Genomic DNA, 19,955 nt, shown 5'->3' on the forward strand with positions numbered 1-19,955 from the left:
GCGACGCTCGAATGAACACCCTGCTGGGTTAGGCCGAGCGCATGTGAGTGGACTCACTCATAACCCATTTTCAGGTCTTGGGCTTGGGCTGCCAGCTCATTCATCACCACACGGCTGCCCTTGTCTCGGTTGTCCTTGTAGGCAATCAGCTCGGAGAACGCGATAGCCCGCTCGCCTTCAGCGCTGGCATGGGGGATTGTTCCCTCATCCAGCAGCTTCGCCAGATGCTCGCAAGAAACGTTAATCGCGAGGGCCGCCTCCGTCATGGTCAGCGTGGACTTTTCCAGGACAATGGTGCGTTCCACACCATGGAATTCATCACGAAGCTTCCGATACCCCAAGCGCGCGTAGAACCCTTGGGCGGTGATGGATGAAGGAACGCTCAGTGCCGTGACACCTGCCCTGATCGCTGCAGCATGAACGGCCTCCATCAACCGTTTGCCGACACCTGTCCGATGATGGATTGGAGCGACGAACACTGTCCTGACAACCTCGCCATCCAGGCTTGCCGTCCCCAGCAATTCGTTTTGGTTGACTGCTACGAATACCATTCGGCTATCGAGCAATGCACTGACCGCCGCAGGTGAAAAGCTCTGCTCGACCTGGGCGATCACCTCTGCCGGGTAATCCCGCGAGTTGGATTCGCGCAATGCCGTGATCACGATGCGGCTGATGGCTTCTGCGTCTTCGCGCTGAGCGCGGCGGATATGACATTCCATGGAGACATCCCGAATTTATGCCCAAAGCTTAGTCGGTGTAGGAGCGGCGTTTACCTGTGAAGTCAGTGCTTCATCCCCAGCTCCGCATCATCCATCAGCGCCTTGGCCAGCGCGCTCAGGTAATACGATGCCCAGATCAGCTGAGGTTTTTCCTCCATGATCCCGGTGATGGTCAGGTCGCACACGCAGCCCATCAACTCCGAAGCCTGTTCCCGTGCGTGCTGGCAAGGGATGCCGGGTTCGATGCAGAACAGCGGGTCGGTATGCCCTTCACCCTGGTAGAACCGGGTCTTGCCCACCGTGGTGTGGGGCGTGGTGTCGTCTGTGCTCATTGCTCAATCTCCCTGAAATGATCGGTGCCTGGGCGAGCTCTCGCAGTTAGATCCGCTATCAGCTACACACCATCTGCCGCGCAGCCACGCCGATCCTCTGTGGGAGCCGGCTTGCCGGCGATGAGGCCAGCCCAGGCAACCCATGGCTAACGGCCTAGTGCAGTGTGCGAGGCTCCACCTGCGGCATCTGCACCTGAATCAACGCCGATTCGAGCAGCACCCGCAGCGCCTCCATTTCATGCATCGCGGCCATGACCAGAATCGACACGGGCGACTTGGGATGCAGCAGAACAGCCTGATGCGCCACGGTCTGCGCGCAGAGGGCGTACTCCGTGGCCTGGATGATGGTGTCTTCGAGAGAGTGGTGGTTGTGGGGTGGATCGGGGACGATCTTTAACATAACAATTTCCCTTTGGTGGTGCCGCCACCTGCCTGCTGTCAAACAGTAGGGTGGCAGCTGTACGTGGGTTGACAGACCGGCGGAAATTGCAAAGTTCCGGCGCACGCAAGCGTGCCCGCACGTACAGCTGCCATAAAGGTTGAGCTGCATGCAATTTGCCGTCACAGCCTGTCAAAGCTGTATCGTTGATGTGCAACGATAGGCCGAGACTAGAGCCCCACCAGGGAGACCGCAACGGAAAAAAGGCGGCAGAAGTATGTTTGGGAAATGGACTACAAGGAAGGGGTAGATTCTGATTTTTCAGCTTGATGAGTACCCACCTTCAAAAAAGCCTTCGCATCTAGGGGAAGGCTTTTGTGGGCAGAGAGAGATAGGATAACAGTTTCATGGTCGATTTCGGGTCAGCCAGTATAAGCTTAAAGCTCAGGGTAAGTTTTCCTTGTCAGGCGCTATGCGGCGCATCCAGCTGAGGGTTATTGAGTGACATTTCTCAAGTATTCGATAAGGTCCGCGCGTTCTTGAGGCTTTTTAAGTCCTGCGAAAGCCATTTTTGTTCCGGGTATGTAATGCCTGGGGTTAAGTAGGTATTCAAAAAGTGTGGCGGTTTCCCACGTTATACCCCTGTATTTGTTTCCATCGGTGTAGATATAGTTTTTCGCGAATCCCGTAGTGCTGCCAAACAGGCCGTGGAGATTAGGGCCTTCCATATTAGGGCCATCCTTTTCGGTCGTATGGCATTGTGAACATCGGATAGCAAAAATTCTCTTTCCGCTTTCAATATTGCCTTGAGGTAATGGGTCCGAGGCCGCTGCTTGTGTGCTTAAAATGGTAAATATGATCCAAGTTAATCGTTTCATACCTGTTCTCCGCTTATCAGGTCACAGGTAGGTTGTACACCTTGGACATCTCGTCAGATACTGGTAAAAATGTCAGGTCAGGCGTTGTGGTTGATGGTTCGGGTTATGTGTCGTGAAGGGTGATGGCCTATCACCCGCTCGCCCGGCAATCCTCTTAACGACATAAATGCGGTGGCTTGGAGGTATATGAGTTCATGTACCTTTGTCGCTGCTCACCAGCGCCGCATCCAACAACTGCCTCGTATACCCATGCCGCGGCTCATGAAAAATAACCCCCGTATCCCCCTGTTCCACCACCTGCCCATGCTTGATCACCATCAACTGATGACTCAACGCCTTGACCACCGCCAGGTCATGGCTGATAAACAGATAAGTCAGGTTGTATTTGACCTGCAAATTCCGCAGCAGCTCAACCACCTGCCGCTGCACCGTCCGGTCCAGCGCCGAGGTCGGCTCATCCAGCAGAATCAACGCAGGCTTCAACACCAACGCCCGCGCAATCGCAATCCGCTGCCGCTGCCCGCCGGAAAACTCATGGGGATACCGATGCCGCGTCCGAGGATCCAGCCCCACTTCCTCCAACGCAGCAATAATCGCCGCTTCCTGCTCAGCCGGTGTGCCGATCTTGTGAATCCGTAACCCCTCGCCAACGATATCCGCCACGCACATGCGCGGGCTCAGGCTGCCAAAGGGATCCTGGAACACTACCTGCATCTCCCGCCGCAGCGGCCGCACTTCCTTCTGGTTCAGCCCCTCAAGATTCTGCCCATGGAAGCGAATCCCGCCCTGGCTGGATATCAACCGCAAGATGGCCAGCCCCAAGGTGGACTTGCCCGAGCCACTCTCGCCAACGATGCCCAGCGTCTGCCCCTGGGGCAGGCTGAAATTGACCCCGTCCACGGCCTTCACATGGTCCACGGTGCGGCGCAACAGCCCCTTCTTGATCGGGAACCACACCTTCAAGTCCTTCACCTCCAGCAACGGCGCCCCTTCGGCATTCGCGGCGGGTGCGCCGCTGGGCTCGGCGTTGATCAGCATCTGCGTATACGGATGCTGCGGCTTGCTGAACAGCGTGGCGCAATCGGCCTGCTCGACGATCTTGCCGCACTGCATCACGCACACGCGGTGGGCGATGCGGCGTACCAGGTTGAGGTCGTGGCTGATCAGCAGCAGGGCCATGCCCAAGCGCGCCTGCAACGACTTGAGCAGGTCGAGGATCTTCAACTGCACGGTCACGTCGAGCGCCGTGGTGGGCTCGTCGGCAATCAGCAGTTCGGGCTCGTTGGCCAGGGCCATGGCGATCATCACCCGCTGGCGCTGGCCACCGGACAGCTCGTGGGGCAGGGCTTTCAGGCGCTTGTGCGGCTCGGGAATGCCTACCAGCTCCAGCAGCTCCAGGGTGCGAGCGGTGGCGGCCTTGCCGGTGAGGCCCTTGTGCAACAAGAGGATCTCGTTGATCTGCTTCTCGATGCTGTGCAGCGGGTTCAGCGAGGTCATCGGCTCCTGGAAGATCATCGCGATGCGGTTGCCGCGAATGCGCTGCATGGGCTTTTCGCCCAGGTGCAGCAGGTCCTTGCCTTCATAATGGATGGTGCCAGAAGGATGCCGCGCCAGCGGGTAGGGCAGCAGGCGCAGGATCGAGTGGGCGGTCACCGACTTGCCCGAGCCGCTTTCGCCGACCAGGGCCAGGGTCTCTCCCTTGCGGATGTCGAAGCTGATGCCGTCGACCACGCGGTTGACCTGCTCGCCAGTGACGAACTCCACCGCCAGGTCGCGGACTTCGATCAGGGTGTCTTGGCTCATGTCATTTCCTCGGGTCGAAGGCGTCGCGGGCGGATTCGCCGATGAATACCAGCAGGCTCAGCATCACCGCCAGCACGGCGAAGGCGCTGATACCCAGCCACGGGGCTTGCAGGTTGGACTTGCCCTGGGCCACCAGCTCGCCCAGCGACGGCGAACCGGCGGGCAGGCCGAAGCCTAAGAAGTCCAGGGCGGTAAGGGTGCCGATGGCGCCGGTGAGGATGAACGGCATGAAGGTCATGGTCGAGATCATCGCGTTGGGCAGGATATGCCGGTACATGATCGGGCCGTTGCGCATCCCTAAGGCGCGGGCGGCGCGCACATATTCCAGGTTGCGCCCGCGCAGGAACTCGGCGCGCACCACGTCCACCAGGCTCATCCACGAGAACAGCAGCATGATGCCCAGCAACCACCAGAAGTTGGGCTGCACGAAGCTGGCAAGGATGATCAGCAGGTACAGCACCGGCAGGCCGGACCAGATCTCCAGGAAGCGCTGGCCGGCCAGGTCCACCCAGCCGCCGTAGAAGCCCTGCAAGGCGCCGGCGATCACGCCGATGATGGAGCTGGCGATGGTCAGCGTCAGGGCGAACAGCACCGAGATGCGGAAGCCGTAGATCACCCGGGCCAGCACATCGCGGCCCTGGTCGTCGGTGCCCAGCAGGTTGTCGGTGGAGGGCGGCGCGGGGGCGGGTACTTTCAGGTCGTAGTTGATGCTCTGGTAGCTGTAGGGGATCGGCGCCCACAGCACGAAGGCGTCCTTCTTGGCCAGCAAATCGCGGATATACGGGCTCTTGTAGTTGGCCTCCAGCGGGAACTCGCCGCCGAAGGTGGTCTCCGGGTAGCGCTTGAAGGCGGGGAAGTACCACTCGCCGTCGTAGCGCACGGCAATCGGCTTGTCGTTGGCGATGAACTCGGCGCCCAGGCTGAGCACGAACAGCACCAGGAAGATCCACAGCGACCACCAGCCGCGGCGGTTGGCCTTGAAGCGCTCGAAGCGCCGGCGATTGAGGGGAGAGAGGGCCATGTCAGTGCTCCCGGCTGGCGAAGTCGATGCGCGGATCGACCAGGGTGTAGGTGAGGTCGCCGATCAGCTTCACCACCAGACCAAGCAGGGTGAAGATGAACAAGGTGCCGAACACCACCGGGTAGTCGCGGTTGATCGCCGCTTCGAAACTCATCAGGCCCAGGCCGTCGAGGCTGAAGATCACCTCGATCAGCAGGGACCCTGTGAAGAAGATGCCGATGAACGCCGAGGGGAAGCCGGCGATCACCAGCAGCATGGCGTTGCGGAACACATGGCCGTAGAGCACGCGGGTGCGGCTCAGGCCCTTGGCCTTGGCGGTGACCACGTACTGCTTGTTGATCTCGTCGAGGAAGCTGTTCTTGGTCAGCAGGGTCATGGTGGCGAAGTTGCCGATCACCAGGGCGGTGATGGGCAGCACCAGGTGCCAGAAGTAGTCGAGGACCTTGCCGGTGGTGCTCAGCTCGTCGAAGTTGTTGGAGGTCAGCCCGCGCAGCGGGAACCAATCGAAATAGCTGCCACCGGCGAACAGCACGATCAGCAGGATGGCGAACAGGAACGCCGGGATGGCGTAGCCGACGATGATCGCCGAGCTGGTCCACACGTCGAAGTGGCTGCCGTGGCGCACGGCCTTGGCGATCCCCAGCGGGATCGACACCAGGTACATGATCAGCGTGCTCCATAGCCCGAGGGAAATGGACACGGGCATCTTCTCGGCGATCAGGTCGATGACCTTGGCGTCGCGGAAGAAGCTGTTGCCGAAGTCCAGCTGGGCATAGTTCTTGACCATGATCCACAGCCGCTCGGGCGCCGACTTGTCGAAGCCGTACATGCGCTCGATCTCGGCGATCAGCGCCGGGTCCAGGCCTTGCGCGCCACGGTAGTTGGAGCCGGCCACCGAGACTTCGGCGCCGCCACCGGCGATGCGGCTGGTGGCGCCGTCGAAGCCTTCGAGCTTGGCGATCATCTGCTCCACCGGGCCGCCGGGGGCGGCCTGGACGATGATGAAGTTGATGATGAGGATGCCGAACAGGGTGGGGATGATCAGCAGCAGGCGCCGCAGGATATAGGCCAGCATCTCAGTTGGCCTCATCCGGTGCGGCGGCTTCGCTTACCGCGGGCGTGACGTCGGGCTTGATCCACCAGGTGTCGATGCCGATGTCGTACTTGGGCGATACGGCGGGGTGGCCGATATGGTTCCAGTAGGCCACGCGCCAGGTCTTGATGTGCCAGTTGGGGATCACGTAGTAACCCCATTGCAGCACGCGGTCCAGGGCGCGGCAGTGCTCGATCAGGCTCTGTCGGGAGTCGGCGTTGATCAACTGCTCCACCAGCTGGTCGATGCCAGGGTCGCGCAGGCCGATGAAGTTGCGGCTGCCGGGGTTGTCGGCGGCGGCGCTGTTCCAGTATTCACGTTGCTCGTTACCGGGCGAGTTGGATTGCGCGAAGCCGCCGACGATCATGTCGTAGTCACGCGAGCGCAGGCGGGTGATGTACTGCGAAACGTCCACGCGGCGGATCTCGAGGTTGATGCCGAGGTCCGCGAGGTTGCGCTTGAACGGCAGCAGCACGCGCTCGAACTGGGTCTGGGCCAGGAGGAACTCGATGGTCATCGGCTTGCCGTCTTTATCGACCATCTTGTCGTCGACGACCTTCCAGCCGGCCTCCTGCAGCAGCTTGTATGCCTGGCGCTGCTGGTCGCGGATCATGCCGCTGCCGTCGGTGACCGGGTTGTGGAAGGCGCCGTTGAACACCTCGTCCGGCACCTTGCCGCGCAGCGGCTCGAGGATCTTCAGCTCGGCGGGGCTGGGCAGGCCGCTGGCGGCCATTTCGGAGTTCTCGAAGTAGCTGCCGGTGCGGGTGTAGGCGCCGTTGAACAGCTGCTTGTTGGTCCACTCGAAGTCCAGCAGCAGGCTGATGGCGTGGCGCACGCGGATGTCCTGGAACATCGGCTTGCGCAGGTTGAAGATGAAACCCTGCATGCCGACGGGGTTGCCATTGGGCAGTTCTTCCTTGATCAGCCGGCCGTCGCGCACGGCGGGCACGTCGTAGGCGGTGGCCCAGTTCTTTGCGCTCACCTCCAGGCCGTAGTCGAACTGGCCGGCCTTGAGCGCTTCGAGGGCGACGGTGTTGTCGCGGTAGGAGTCGAAGGTCATCACGTCGAAATTGTAGAAGCCGCGGTTGATCGGCAGGTCCTTGGCCCAGTAGTCCTTGACCCGCTCGTAGCGGATCGAGCGGCCGGCCTTCACCTCGGCGACCTTGTATGGGCCGCTGCCGAGCGGGATCTCCAGGTTGCCGCGGTCGAAGTCGCGGCCTTGGTACCAGTGCTTGGGCAGCACCGGCAGTTGGCCGAGGATCAGCGGCAGCTCGCGGTTGTTGTTGTGCTTGAACTTGAACAGCACCTTGAGCGGGTCTTCGGCGACCACTTCAGCGACGTCGCCGTAGTACTGGCGGTACAGCGGCGCGCCGTCCTTGATCAGGGCGTTGAAGGTGAACACCACGTCCTCGGCGCGCATCGGGTGGCCGTCGTGGAAGCGTGCTTCGGGGCGCAGGTAGAAGCGCACCCAGCTGTTGTCGGGGGCCTTTTCGATCTTGCCGGCCACCAGGCCGTACTCGGTGAAGGGTTCGTCCAGGCTCTGGCGCATCAGGGTGTCGTAGATGGCGCCGACGTTGTCGGCGGGCACGCCCTTGTTGATGAACGGGTTGAGGCTGTCGAAGCCGCCGAAGCTGGACTGGCGGAAGGTGCCGCCCTTCGGTGCGTCAGGATTGACGTACTCGAAGTGCTTGAAGTTGGCCGGGTATTTCGGCGCCTCGCCGTACAGGGTCAGGGCGTGTTGCGGGGCGGCCACGGCCGGGAGCGTGAGGCAGGTCAGCAGCAGGCTAGCGGCCAGGCGGCGCAGGGTCGGCGTCATTTGGCTTTCTCCGAAGTCTTCTTGATCCACCAGCTGTTCAGCCCGAGGGTGTAGGGCGGTGTGGTGACGAAGGCGAACCGGTTGCGGTAGGCCAGGCGGTGATTGTCGAGGTACCAGTTGGGGATCATGTAGTACTGCCATGAGAGCACGCGGTCCAGGGCGCGCGCGGCGGCGATCTGGTCATCGCGGCTGCGGGCGGCGAGCAAGGTGTCGAGCAGGTGGTCGACCACCGGGTCCTTCACGCCAGCATAGTTCTTGCTGCCCTTGGTGGCGGCCTGGCTTGAGTGGAAATACAGCCACTGCTCGAGGCCCGGGCTCAGGGTCTGGTTCAGGGTCATCAGGATCATGTCGAAATCGAACTGGTCGAGCCGTTGTTTGTACTGGGCGCGGTCCACGGTGCGCAAGCGCGCATCGATGCCGATGCTGGCCAGATTTTCGACATAAGGTTGCAGGATGCGTTCGAGGTTGGGGTTCACCAGCAGCAACTCCAGCCTGAACGGCTGGCCTTTGCCGTCGACCAGGCGCTGGCCGCTGAGCTTCCAGCCGGCCTGGGCGAATAGGCCCAGGGCCTGGCGCAGGGCGGGGCGGCTGATGCCGCTGCCGTCGGTGTGGCTGACCTGGTAGGGCTCGGTGAACAGCTTGTCCGGCAGCTGGTCGCGGAATGGCTTGAGCAGCAGCCATTCCTTGCCGGTGGGCAGGCCGCTGGCGGTGAAGTCGCTGTTAGGGTAGTAGCTGGTCGAGCGGCGGTAGGCGCTGCTGAACAGGGCGCGGTTGGTCCACTCGAAGTCGAGCATCAGGCCCAGCGCCTGGCGCACCCGAGGGTCGCTGAACGCGGCGCGGCGGCTGTTCATGAACAGGCCTTGGGTTTGCGTGGGGATCTTGTGCGGGATCTGCGCCTTGATCACCTCGCCACGGCGCACGGCAGGGAAGTTGTAGCCGTTGGCCCAGTTCTTCGCCTGGTGCTCGATGTAGATATCGAATTCACCGGCCTTGAACGCCTCGAAGGCCACGGTGGCGTCGCGGTAGAACTCGTACTCGACGCGCTTGAAATTGTACTTGCCGCGGTTGACCGCCAGGTCCTTGCCCCAGTAGTCCTTCACCCGTTCGAACACCAGCCGGCGACCGGGTTGCACTTCGCTGATGCGGTAGGGGCCGCTGCCCAGCGGCGGCTCGAAGGTGGTGGCCTTGAAGTCGCGTTTGGCCCAGTAGTGCTTGGGCAGCACCGGCATTTCGCCCAGGCGCAGGATCAGCAGCGGGTTGCCGGCGCGCTTGAATACGAAGCGGATGCGCAGCGGCCCGAGGATATCGACCCGGGCCACTTCCTGCAGGTTGGTGCGGTAGATCGGGTGGCCGTCCTTGAGCAGGGTGCGGTAGGAAAACGCCACGTCCTGCGCGGTGATCGGCACGCCATCGTGGAAGCGCGCCTCGGGGCGCAGATTGAACACCACCCAGCTGCGGTCCTCGCTGTACTCGACCGAGCGGGCGATCAGGCCGTAGCTGGAGGTGGGTTCGTCGCCGGACGGGTCGTACATGCCGGTGCCGACCATCAGCGGCTCGTTGAGCTCGTTGATGCCGTACTGCAGGAAGTTGGGCGTGGTGACCGGGCTCGAGCCCTTGAAGGTGTAGGGGTTGAGCGTGTCGAAGGTGCCGAAGGCCATGGCCCGCAACGTGCCGCCTTTAGGGGCTTGCGGGTTGACCCAGTCGAAGTGGGTGAAACTGGCCGGGTACTTGAGCGTGCCGAACTGCGCGTATCCGTGGCTTTCGCTCACCATCGCGACGGCGGGGAAGCTCAAGGCCAGGCTGAGTGACAGCAGGAGGGGACGTATCAAGTCGGCATCCGATCCAGAGGGCGTTGGGCTTGGTTCGGGGTACAGTAACAGCTTGTCTGGAATGGAAAAAGGGTAGGGCGCGGGGCTTTGCTTCAGCCTTCAAAGCATCGCGGGGCCAGCCCACTCCACGCCGATCGCGACTGGCGTGGGAGGAGGACAGGCCCCGCGAGCGAGATATCAGCGTGCCAGGTAGACGGTCAGGGTCTGGCCCGGCTTGAGCGCGTGCCCGGTGCGTGGGTTCCAGCGCTTGAGGTGCTTCATCTCGACGTTGAAACGCTTGGCCACCAGGTAGTACGAATCGCCCTTGCGCACCTTGTACTGGGTGGAGCGCTGCTTGGAGTCTGCCACGCGGTTGGCTGCCGCGCTCGGCGCGCTGCCGCCACGCAGGGCCAGGACCTGGCCGACCTTGAGGTTGTTGCCACGGATGCGGTTCCAGCTTTGCAGCTGCTTGACCGACACCCGGTTGGCCTTGGCGATGCTGCCCAGGTTGTCGCCACGCTTGACCCGGTAGCTGCGCGCCGCGGGGGCCTTGGCCTCGGCCAGGGCGGCCTGGAACACGGCCTTGTTCGGTTGCAGGCTGACCAGTTCCTCGGGCTTGAGGTTGGACATGCGGTCGCTGAGCAGTTGCGCCTTGGCAGTCGGCACCAGCAGTTGCTGCGGACCGTCCACGGTCATGCGCTTCTTGAAGGCGGGGTTGAGCTGGATCAGTTCGTCTTCGTCGATGTCGGCGAAGGCGGCCACGCGGGACAGATCGAGGCGGTCGTTGATGGCGATAGCTTCGAAGTACGGCTCGTTTGCAATCGGGTTCAGGTTGACCCCGTAGGCGGCCGGGGTGTTGACCACCTGCGACAGGGCCAGCAGCTTGGGCACGTAGTCGCGGGTTTCCTGCGGCAGCGGCAGGTTCCAGTAGTCGGTCGGCAGGCCCAGGCGCTCGTTGCGCTCGATGGCGCGGCTGACCGTGCCCTCACCGGCGTTGTAGGCCGCCAGGGCCAGCAGCCAGTCGCCGTTGAACATGTCGTGCAGGCGGTTCAGGTAGTCCAGCGCGGCGTTGGTCGAGGCGGTGACGTCGCGCCGACCATCGTAGAAGTTGGTCTGGCGCAGGTTGAAGTGGCGCCCGGTGGACGGGATGAACTGCCACATGCCGGCGGCGTGCGCCCGGGAGTAGGCCATCGGGTTGTAGGCGCTCTCGATGGCCGGCAGCAGGGCCAGCTCCAGCGGCATGTCGCGCTCTTCGAGGCGCTCGACGATGTAGTGCAGGTAGAGGCTGCCTCGCTCGCCGGCGTTCTCGAGGAACGACGGGTTGCTGGCGAACCACAGGCGCTGCTGTTCGATGCGCGGGTTGACGTCCATGCCGTCCTGCAGGGCGAAGCCCTGGCGCATGCGCTCCCAGACGTCCTGTGGCGGTGCCTGTTCCTTGGGCTTGGCCACCAGCGGCGCCGGTTTGTGCTTGATCCGCGCCTGGTAATTGTGCGCGCGAACGCTGTCGGCTTCGTCGAGCTGACGGGTGCTCTGGCAGCCGACCAGGGTGGCGGCCAGCGCCAGTGCACTGATCTGGGCCAGTCGCGTCAGGGCGACCGAATGAGAGGTTCTGCGGCTACGGGAAGACATCGGCTGGGACGGTTATCCGGGCAAAAAAGTTGGGCGATTCTAGAAACCGCTCCCGGCCGGGTCAACCATAGAGCCTATGATGCGATATATCTTCGGGTTATCAGAACACGTCCTTCCAAGACCTCAAGGCAGCAAAAACAGTGGCTTGGCTAGGGTTGGAATGTCCCTTCCATTCGTCTGCTTTTTGTTTAACGGATGTTTCAGCGGTACGTAAAAACGGATTAGTCAGGCACTCGAGGCCGATGCTCGAGGGCAAGGTGATGCGATTGTCCGCGCGCAACCGGGTAACGTCCTCGAACCGTTGGCGAACGTGTTCGTTGTCGGGTTCCACGGCACGGGCGAAGCGCAGGTTGCTCAGGGTGTATTCGTGGGCGCAGTACACTTCGGTTTCGGCGGGCAGCGCCGCCAGGCGTTGCAGCGAATGGTGCATTTGCTCGGGCGTGCCTTCGAACAAGCGGCCGCAGCCGGCGGCGAACAGGGTGTCGCCACTGAACAGTAGCGGTGTGGGCGATTGCGCAGTGTAATAGGCGATATGCCCCAGGGTGTGGCCGGGCATGGCCAGGACGTCGAAGGCAAGGCCCAGCACCTCGATGCGGGCGCCGTCTGCCAGGGCGATATCGCGGCCCGGGATACGTTCGCTGGCCGGGCCGTACACCTGGGCGCCGGTGGTCTCTTTCAAGGCTTCGACGCCGCCGACGTGGTCATGGTGGTGGTGGGTGACGAGGATTGCCTCCAATGCCCAGTCCGGGTGCTGCTCCATCCACGCGCGCACCGGCGCAGCGTCACCGGGGTCGACCACTGCGCAGCGGCGATTGGCAGTATCCTGTAACAACCAGATGTAGTTGTCGTTGAAAGCGGGTAGGGCATCGATCTGTATCATGTGCGGATCCGTATCGCCAAGCCTGGACATTGAGGGCATCTTAGCCGCGATGGCGCGAGCGGAGAACCTTCGAGGGAGAACGCAATGACCGACCAAGCCTTCGCCCAGGCCGACCCCGACTGGGTCGAGCTGATCCGCCTGGCCCGCGACTGGTTCGATGGGCCTCTTGGGCAGTTGATGCTCAAGGAGGAGGAAAAGTTGCTCGAAGAAGAGCTGCGGCGCTTCTTCGGTGGCTACCTTGTGCACTACGGCCCCTGCGCCGAACCTCCGCCCAACGCCCCGCAGGTGCAGCGCAACGTGCGCCTGGGCGCGCCGCTGCCGGGGGTGGAAATCGTCTGCGAGGAGCAGGCCTGGCCGTTGTCGGAGCACGCCGCCGACGTGGTGGTGCTGCAGCATGGCCTGGACTTCAGCCTGTCCCCTCACGGGCTGCTGCGCGAGGCGGCCAGTTCCGTGCGCCCGGGGGGCCACCTGCTGATCATCGGGATCAACCCCTGGAGCAGTTGGGGCGTGCGCCATTTCTTTAGCCACGGGGCCTTGCGCAAGGCCCGTTGCATCTCGCCGTCGCGGGTCGGCGACTGGCTCAACCTGCTGGGCTTCGCGCTGGAGAAACGCCGCTTCGGGTGTTATCGTCCGCCGCTTGCCTCGCCGGCCTGGCAGCAGCGCCTGGCTGGCTGGGAGCGCGTGGCCGGTGGCTGGCAGACTGCCGGTGGCGGTGTCTACCTGCTGGTGGCGCGCAAGATGGTGGTGGGCCTGCGGCCGCTGCGCCTGGAGCGCCGTGAGCCGATGGGCAAGCTGCTGCCGCTGCCGCTGGCCAAGGTCAACCGCAGCGCCACCCATCCCGAATCCGAAAAGCACTGAACATGAGTGGTACATGAGCGATAGCGTCGAGATCTACACCGATGGTGCCTGCAAGGGCAACCCTGGCCCGGGCGGCTGGGGCGTGCTGATTGTCTACAAGGGCGTCGAGAAGGAGCTGTGGGGCGGCGAGCGCGAGACCACCAACAACCGCATGGAACTGATGGCGGCGATCGAGGGCCTCAAGGCGCTCAAGCGCGAGTGCGAGGTGCTGCTGACCACCGACTCGCAGTACGTCATGAAGGGCATCAACGAGTGGATGGTCAACTGGAAGAAGCGTGGCTGGAAGACCGCCGCGAAAGAGCCGGTGAAGAACGCCGACCTGTGGGTGCAGCTCGATGAACAGGTCAACCGGCACAAGGTGACCTGGAAGTGGGTCCGTGGGCATATCGGCCATCCGGGCAACGAGCGTGCCGACCAGTTGGCCAATCGTGGGGTTGATGAGGTTCGCGCGCAACGTTGATCGTGTTGCGGGCCATCGCGGGGCAAGTCGGGTCGCCGCATCGCCGCTCCCACGAGATGACTGCTGGCTGCGTGGGAGCGGGCTTGCCCCGCGATGACCGCAAAACGGCCCCGATTTCGTTATACTCCCACCCCGAATTCAAGCACCGCCAGTTGGAGTCCCCGCGTGGAGCAGCAGCAAGACAAACGGTTCGTCATCCTCGACACCGAGACCACCGGCATGCCAGTGGCCGAAGGCCACCGCATCATCGAGATCGGTTGTGTCGAGGTCGTGGGCCGGCGCCTGACCGGGCGGCATTTCCACGTTTACCTGCAGCCCGACCGTGAGAGTGACGAGGGCGCGATCAACGTCCACGGCATCACCGACGCCTTCCTGGTCGGCAAACCGCGTTTCGGCGATGTGGCCGAGGAGTTTTTCGAGTTCATCCAGGGCGCCACCCTGGTCATCCACAACGCCGCGTTTGACGTTGGCTTCATCAACAACGAGTTCGCCCTGATCGGCCAGCAGGATCGTGCCGATATTTCGCAGCATTGCCCGATCCTCGACACCCTGATGATGGCGCGCTCGCGCCACCCGGGGCAGCGCAACAGCCTCGATGCCCTGTGCAAACGCTACGGCATCGACAACTCCGGCCGTGAGCTGCACGGCGCACTGCTCGACTCGGAACTGCTGGCCGACGTCTACCTGGCGATGACCGGTGGCCAGACCAGCCTGTCGCTGGCGGGCGAAGGGGCGGGTGACGAGGATGGGCAAGGGGCAACCGGTAGCGAGATTCGCCGTATTGTCGGGCGTGCGCCGGGGCGGGTGATCCTGGCCAGCGAGGAAGAACTCGAGGCCCATGCCGAACGCTTGGCGGCCATTGCCAAGTCGGCGGGTGGGCCGTCGATGTGGCAGGCATTGACCGAGCCAGCCGCCAGCTGACTCGAAGGCAGGCCCGGCCCATCGCTGGCAAGCCAGCTCCCACAGGGACCGCATCCAGCGCTGCACCTTGTGAGCCGGCCTGGCGATGACAGCATCACACTCGACTACCCTGAGGGAAATTACCCGCAGAGGTAGCCGCCCGATGTACAAGGACCTGCAGTTCCCGATCCTCATCGTCCACCGGGCCATCAAGGCCGACACCGTCGCCGGCGAGCGAGTGCGCGGCATCGCCGATGAACTGGCCCGTGACGGCTTCGCCATCCTCGCCGTCGCCGATCAGGCCGAAGCACGGCTGGTGGCCGCCACCCATCACGGCCTGGCCTGCATGCTGATTGCCGCCGAGGGTGTCGGCGACGACAGCCGCCTGTTGCAGAATATGGCGGAACTGATCCGCCTGGCCCGGCTGCGGGCACCCAACCTGCCGATTTTTGCCTTGGGCGAGCAGGTCACTCTGGAGAATGCACCCGCCGAGGCCATGGGCGAGCTGAATCAGTTGCGCGGCATTCTCTATCTATTCGAAGACACAGTGCCGTTTCTCGCCCGCCAGGTGGCGCGGGCCGCGCACAATTACCTCGATGGCCTGCTGCCACCGTTCTTCAAGGCCTTGGTACAGCACACCGCGCAATCCAACTACTCCTGGCACACGCCGGGCCACGGCGGTGGCGTCGCCTACCGCAAGAGCCCGGTGGGGCAGGCCTTCCATCAGTTCTTCGGTGAAAACACCCTGCGCTCGGACCTGTCGATCTCGGTGCCGGAGCTGGGCTCGCTGCTCGACCACACTGGCCCGCTGGCCGCCGCCGAGGCACGGGCGGCACGCAACTTCGGTGCCGACCATACCTTCTTCGTCATCAATGGCACCTCAACCGCCAACAAGATCGTCTGGCATGCCATGGTCGGGCGCGGGGACCTGGTGCTGGTGGACCGCAACTGCCACAAGTCGGTGGTGCACGCGATCATCATGACCGGCGCCATCCCCATCTACCTGTGCCCGGAGCGCAATGAGCTGGGCATCATCGGGCCGATCCCGCTCAGCGAGTTCAGCCCGGCGTCTATCCAAGCGAAGGTCCAGGCCCATCCGCTGGCCCAGGGAAAGCCTGCGAAGATCAAGCTCGCCGTGGTCACCAACTCCACCTATGACGGCCTGTGCTACCACGCCGGGATGATCAAGCAGGCCCTGGGTGCCAGTGTCGAGGTGCTGCACTTCGACGAGGCCTGGTTCGCCTATGCCGCCTTCCATGAATTCTTCGTCGACCGCTATGCCATGGGTACGCCACGTGGCGACGACGGGCCGCTGCTGTTCAGCACCCATTCCACCCACAAGCTACTGGCGGCCTTCAGCCAGGCCTCGATGATCCATGTGCAGGACGGTGCCAGCCGCCAGTTGGACCGCGACCGCTTCAACGAAGCGTTCATGATGCATATCTCCACCTCGCCGCAGTACAGCATCCTCGCCTCGCTGGACGTGGCCTCGGCGATGATGGAAGGCCCGGCGGGGCGTTCGCTGTTGCAGGAGATGTTCGACGAGGCCCTGAGCTTTCGCCGGGCGCTGGCCAATCTGCGCGAGCACCTCGCCGTCGATGACTGGTGGTTCAGTATCTGGCAGCCGCCAGCGACGCACGTCGACGAGGGTCAGGCGGCGGTGGACTGGCTGCTTCAGCCGGGCGCCGAGTGGCACGGTTTCGGCGGGCTTGGCGAGAACTATGTATTGCTCGACCCGCTCAAGGTCACCCTGGTGATGCCAGGCGCTGCTGGGGCGACGGATGGCCATGGGATTCCTGCGGCGGTGGTGGGCAAGTTTCTCTGGGAGCGCGGGCTGGTAGTGGAGAAGACTGGTTTGTACAGCTTTTTGGTGCTGTTCTCGATGGGGATCACCAAGGGCAAGTGGAGCACACTGCTCACCGAGCTGCTGGAGTTCAAACGCCACTACGACGCCAATACCGCGCTGGCCGACTGCCTGCCAAGTGTGGTGGTGGAGCAACCATCACGGTACCTGGGGTTAGGGCTACGCGATTTGTGCCAGCAACTGCATGGTTTCTATCGTGGCAATGCCACTTCAAAACAGCTCAAGCTGCTGTTCACCCGTTTGCCAGAGGTGGCGATGACACCCGCCGATGCCTATGACCGGATGGTGCGTGGGTCAGTCGAGGCAGTGCCGATCGAGCAACTGCTAGGTCGGGTGGCGGCGGTGATGTTGGTGCCCTATCCACCCGGGATCCCGTTGATCATGCCCGGCGAGCGCTTCACTGAGGTGACCCGCTCGATCCTGGTCTACCTGGACTGCGCCCGAGCCTTTGACCAAGGTTTCCCTGGCTTCGTCGCCGATGTGCATGGCCTGCAGCGCGAGGGAACGCTGTACACCGTCGACTGCGTCAAGGAATACGAATGATCTCGACGCCAGTCTGGGCCAGTTCGAAACGGTCGTCGCCCAGATGGTTGACGCGATCGCCGATGGCCAGGCGATAGCTGGTGACCGGGGCCCCGAGGATACTGCCGTCGGCCTGGAGGGTGGACTCCTGGAACTCGTGGACGGGGTAGATGCGGCCTTCGGCGTCACGGGCGTGGAACTGGCCGACCATTACTGCTGCCATTTAGGTGGAAACCTCTGAATCGTGTAGGAAATGTCTGTAGGCATAGACCAGTGAAATGCTTGGGAAGTTTTCAGCCGAATGGAAAAAAACCGTGAAGCCGAGGAACGGTCATCTATAACTAACTGGTCCCATTCCCAGAGCAGAGGTTGCAAAACGCCATGAGCCAGGTTTATTCGGTAGCGGTTGTCGTCGGCAGCTTGCGCAAGGACTCCTTCAACCGCAAGGTGGCCCGCGCGCTCTCTGAGCTGGCGCCGTCCAGCCTTGCCCTGAGGATCGTCGAGATCGGCGATTTGCCGTTGTACAACGAGGACGTCGAGGCCGAGGGCGCTCCCGAGGCGTGGAAGCATTTTCGCGACGAGATCCGTCGCAGTGACGCGGTGTTGTTCGTCACCCCGGAGTACAACCGTTCGGTGCCGGGCGGGTTGAAGAACGCCATCGACGTCGGATCGCGGCCTTACGGGCAGAGCGTATGGGGTGGCAAACCGGCGGCGGTGGCCAGTGTGTCGCCCGGGGCGATCGGCGGGTTTGGTGCCAATCATGCCGTGCGTCAGTCGCTGGTGTTCCTCGACATGCCGTGCATGCAAATGCCCGAGGCCTACATCGGCGGTGCTGCAACGTTGTTCGATGACAGTGGCAAGTTGAGTGACAAGACTCGGCCGTTCCTGCAGGGGTTCATCGACAAGTTTGCCTCGTGGGTGAAGCTGAACCGGGCGGTCTGAAGATGCCTCATCGCCGGCAAGCCGGCTCCTGTGGGAGCCGGCTTGCCGGCGATGGCCATCACGCGGACGATCAGCAAGCCTGCGGCATCTCCCCCTTGGCCAACCGCCGGTTGATATCGGCGATCACCTCGGGCAGCTCGTTGATGGTGTCGATCAGGTAGTGCGGGCGCGACCCTGCAAACATCGCGTGAATACGCTTGCGCTCGCTCTCCAGCTTTTCCGCGCTCAAGGCCTGGTAACCTTCCCAGGTCAGACCCAGGGCATTGCCCGAGCACACCAGCGCGACAGTCCACATTCCGGCGCGGCGGCCTTCGAGGATACCCGGCACGGTGTCGTCGACTTTCACACAGGCCGCCACATCGTCGATCCCCAGCGCGATCACGTTGGCCAGGGCCTGAGCTGGCCAGGGGCGGCCGTTCGGGGTCTCGTCGGTGGCCACCACATGGTCGGCCACGTAGCCGTTCTGCGCGGCCAGCTCGACCACCTTGTCCATCACCACTTTCGGGTAGCCCGAGCAGGAACCGATCTTCAGGCCGCCCTTGCGCAGGCCAGTGAGGGTGTCCAGCGCACCCGGGATCAGCGCCGAGTGCACAGCGATCTTCTCGATCTGCAGCGGCATGAAGCGTTCGTAGATGGCGGTCACGTCATCATCGGTCGGTGTGCGGCCGAACGCCTTGCGGTAGCGCTCGGCGATCTCGGGCACATCGCACAGGGTGCGGATATGGTCCCACTTGCCCATGCCCATGGGGCCTCGGGCTTCCTCGATGGACACTTGCACGTCGAATTCGGCGAAGGCCTCGACGAAAATCTGCGTAGGGGCGAAGGAGCCGAAGTCGACCACGGTACCGGCCCAGTCGAGGATGGCGGCTTGCAGCTGGGTGGGATTGCTGTAGTTCATGTGCGCGTTTTCCTTGAGATCGATGGGCAAAGTGTCAGATGTCCAGCACTTCCATTTCCCGCAGCACCTCGGCCACGGCATTGACGGCGGCCTGCATGCCATCGGCGCCGACCACGCCGATGCAGCCGACGCGGAAGGTCTCGACCTGGGTCAATTTGCCCGGATAGAGGATGAAGCCCTTGGCCTTGACCCGTTCGTAGAATGCCTTGAACTGGTAGCGGGCATCGTTCGGCGCGTGGAAGGTGACGATGATCGGCGCCTGGATTCCGGCCGGCAGGAAGCTGCGCAGGCCTATGGCGGCCATACCGTCGAGCAGGGTCTTGCAGTTGTCGGCGTAACGCTGGTGGCGCGCTGGCAGGCCACCTTCCTCGTTGTACTGCTGCAGGGCTTCGTGCAGGGCGGCTACCACATGGGTCGGTGGGGTGAAGCGCCACTGGCCGGTCTTGGCCATGTAAACGTGCTGGTCGTGCAGGTCCATGGCCAGCGAATGGGCGTTGCCCTCGGCAGCGGCCAGGGCGGCTTTCTCGGCAAAGACGAAGCCCATGCCAGGCACGCCTTCCAGGCACTTGCCCGAGGCGGCGATCAGCGCTTCGAAAGGCACCTGGCTGGCGTCGATCGGCAGCGCGCCGAACGAACTCATGGCATCGATGATCAGGCGCTTGCCGTGGCGCTGGACAACCTGGGCAATCTCAGCCAGTGGGTTGAGAATGCCGGTGCTGGTCTCGCAGTGAATCAGTGCCACGTGGGTGACGGCAGGGTCGGCGGCCAGCAGCTGGTCGACATCGGCGGCGGTGGTTGGTTGGTCTTCGGCGGTTTCGAAGGTGCTGTAGGGACGGCCCAGCACTTTGCAGATCTTCGCCAGGCGCTGGCCATAGGCACCGTTGATCAGGACCAGCACTTTGCCGTCACGCGGGACCAGGGTGCCGATGGCCGCTTCCACGGCGAAGGTCCCGCTGCCTTGGAGGGGCACGCAGTGGTGGCTGGCGCTGCCATTGATGATTGCCAGCAGTTGCTCGCACACACTGGCGGTCAGCTGGTTGAAGTCGCGGTCCCAGGAGCCCCAGTCCACCAGCATGGCTTGGCGGGTGCGGGACGAGGTCGTCAGGGGGCCGGGGGTCAGCAGGATCGGGGCGTTGCTCATTCCGTTATTCCT

The 19,955-nt window shown here is 63.1% G+C and carries 18 protein-coding genes and 1 pseudogene; 5 read left to right on the forward strand and 14 right to left on the reverse strand.

What is annotated here, in order from left to right:
* Positions 1-278: 278 nt before the first annotated feature.
* The 11 genes and pseudogenes from BMY03_RS20145 to gloB form a co-directional block, all read right to left on the reverse strand.
* A pseudogene (locus BMY03_RS20145) lies at positions 279-719 on the reverse strand (GNAT family N-acetyltransferase); the annotation flags it as partial.
* A gap of 62 nt (positions 720-781) precedes the next feature.
* The gene (locus tag BMY03_RS20150; protein WP_046854813.1) at positions 782-1,051 is read right to left on the reverse strand and encodes a DUF3077 domain-containing protein; all 270 of its coding nucleotides are present in this window, start codon (positions 1,049-1,051) and stop codon (positions 782-784) included.
* A gap of 154 nt (positions 1,052-1,205) precedes the next feature.
* On the reverse strand, positions 1,206-1,451 hold the full coding sequence (locus BMY03_RS20155) for a hypothetical protein (RefSeq protein WP_011534689.1): 246 nt from the start codon (positions 1,449-1,451) through the stop codon (positions 1,206-1,208).
* A 473-nt stretch (positions 1,452-1,924) separates the two neighbouring features.
* Positions 1,925-2,308, reverse strand: coding sequence for a c-type cytochrome (locus tag BMY03_RS20160; protein ID WP_094012080.1), 384 nt, complete (start codon positions 2,306-2,308; stop codon positions 1,925-1,927).
* Positions 2,309-2,500: 192 nt separating this feature from the next.
* A complete protein-coding gene (locus tag BMY03_RS20165) occupies positions 2,501-4,111 on the reverse strand; it encodes an ABC transporter ATP-binding protein (protein WP_094012081.1) in 1,611 nt (536 codons plus the stop codon).
* A gap of 1 nt (position 4,112) precedes the next feature.
* On the reverse strand, positions 4,113-5,132 hold the full coding sequence (locus tag BMY03_RS20170; RefSeq protein ID WP_023630279.1) for an ABC transporter permease: 1,020 nt from the start codon (positions 5,130-5,132) through the stop codon (positions 4,113-4,115).
* Between the two features lies 1 nt (position 5,133).
* Positions 5,134-6,207, reverse strand: a complete 1,074-nt coding sequence (locus BMY03_RS20175) for a microcin C ABC transporter permease YejB (protein WP_038706480.1) — start codon at positions 6,205-6,207, stop codon at positions 5,134-5,136.
* 1 nt (position 6,208) lies between these two features.
* Positions 6,209-8,041, reverse strand: coding sequence for an extracellular solute-binding protein (locus tag BMY03_RS20180; protein ID WP_038706479.1), 1,833 nt, complete (start codon positions 8,039-8,041; stop codon positions 6,209-6,211).
* Complete coding sequence (locus tag BMY03_RS20185) at positions 8,038-9,813, reverse strand: extracellular solute-binding protein (RefSeq protein WP_094012103.1); 1,776 nt, start codon at positions 9,811-9,813, stop codon at positions 8,038-8,040. Before BMY03_RS20185 ends, BMY03_RS20180 begins: the two co-directional genes overlap by 4 nt.
* Before the next feature lie 234 nt (positions 9,814-10,047).
* Positions 10,048-11,478, reverse strand: a complete 1,431-nt coding sequence (locus BMY03_RS20190; RefSeq protein ID WP_094012082.1) for a lytic transglycosylase domain-containing protein — start codon at positions 11,476-11,478, stop codon at positions 10,048-10,050.
* Between the two features lie 100 nt (positions 11,479-11,578).
* Positions 11,579-12,358: a hydroxyacylglutathione hydrolase gene (gloB, locus tag BMY03_RS20195; protein ID WP_094012083.1), complete on the reverse strand. Its 780-nt coding sequence runs from the start codon at positions 12,356-12,358 to the stop codon at positions 11,579-11,581.
* An 84-nt stretch (positions 12,359-12,442) separates the two neighbouring features.
* Between gloB and BMY03_RS20200 the strand changes: the two genes are divergently transcribed.
* The 4 genes from BMY03_RS20200 to BMY03_RS20215 all read left to right on the forward strand — a co-directional run bounded on the left by BMY03_RS20200 (position 12,443) and on the right by BMY03_RS20215 (position 16,983).
* Entirely contained in the window at positions 12,443-13,216 is a 774-nt protein-coding gene (locus tag BMY03_RS20200) for a methyltransferase domain-containing protein (protein ID WP_038706475.1), read from the forward strand.
* 13 nt (positions 13,217-13,229) lie between these two features.
* Positions 13,230-13,676, forward strand: coding sequence for a ribonuclease HI (rnhA, locus tag BMY03_RS20205; RefSeq protein ID WP_023629443.1), 447 nt, complete (start codon positions 13,230-13,232; stop codon positions 13,674-13,676).
* A gap of 165 nt (positions 13,677-13,841) precedes the next feature.
* On the forward strand, positions 13,842-14,597 hold the full coding sequence (gene dnaQ, locus BMY03_RS20210; RefSeq protein WP_023629444.1) for a DNA polymerase III subunit epsilon: 756 nt from the start codon (positions 13,842-13,844) through the stop codon (positions 14,595-14,597).
* Between the two features lie 142 nt (positions 14,598-14,739).
* Positions 14,740-16,983, forward strand: coding sequence for an Orn/Lys/Arg family decarboxylase (locus BMY03_RS20215; protein WP_094012084.1), 2,244 nt, complete (start codon positions 14,740-14,742; stop codon positions 16,981-16,983).
* On the opposite strand, the gene BMY03_RS20220 is transcribed toward BMY03_RS20215, so the two are convergent.
* Positions 16,967-17,185 (reverse strand): hypothetical protein, encoded by a 219-nt coding sequence (locus tag BMY03_RS20220; RefSeq protein ID WP_038706474.1) that lies wholly within the window; start codon positions 17,183-17,185, stop codon positions 16,967-16,969. The genes BMY03_RS20215 and BMY03_RS20220 overlap by 17 nt on opposite strands.
* A gap of 158 nt (positions 17,186-17,343) precedes the next feature.
* Between BMY03_RS20220 and BMY03_RS20225 the strand changes: the two genes are divergently transcribed.
* Positions 17,344-17,904: an NADPH-dependent FMN reductase gene (locus BMY03_RS20225; RefSeq protein WP_023629446.1), complete on the forward strand. Its 561-nt coding sequence runs from the start codon at positions 17,344-17,346 to the stop codon at positions 17,902-17,904.
* Positions 17,905-17,974: 70 nt separating this feature from the next.
* Here the strand turns inward: BMY03_RS20225 and phnX are convergent, their stop codons facing one another.
* Together phnX and BMY03_RS20235 are read right to left on the reverse strand one after the other, a co-directional pair.
* Positions 17,975-18,802, reverse strand: a complete 828-nt coding sequence (phnX, locus tag BMY03_RS20230) for a phosphonoacetaldehyde hydrolase (RefSeq protein ID WP_023629447.1) — start codon at positions 18,800-18,802, stop codon at positions 17,975-17,977.
* A 34-nt stretch (positions 18,803-18,836) separates the two neighbouring features.
* Positions 18,837-19,943, reverse strand: coding sequence for a 2-aminoethylphosphonate--pyruvate transaminase (locus tag BMY03_RS20235; protein ID WP_094012085.1), 1,107 nt, complete (start codon positions 19,941-19,943; stop codon positions 18,837-18,839).
* Positions 19,944-19,955 lie beyond the last annotated feature (12 nt).

The sequence above is a fragment of the Pseudomonas soli genome (assembly GCF_900110655.1).
GTDB classification, from domain to species: domain Bacteria; phylum Pseudomonadota; class Gammaproteobacteria; order Pseudomonadales; family Pseudomonadaceae; genus Aquipseudomonas; species Aquipseudomonas soli.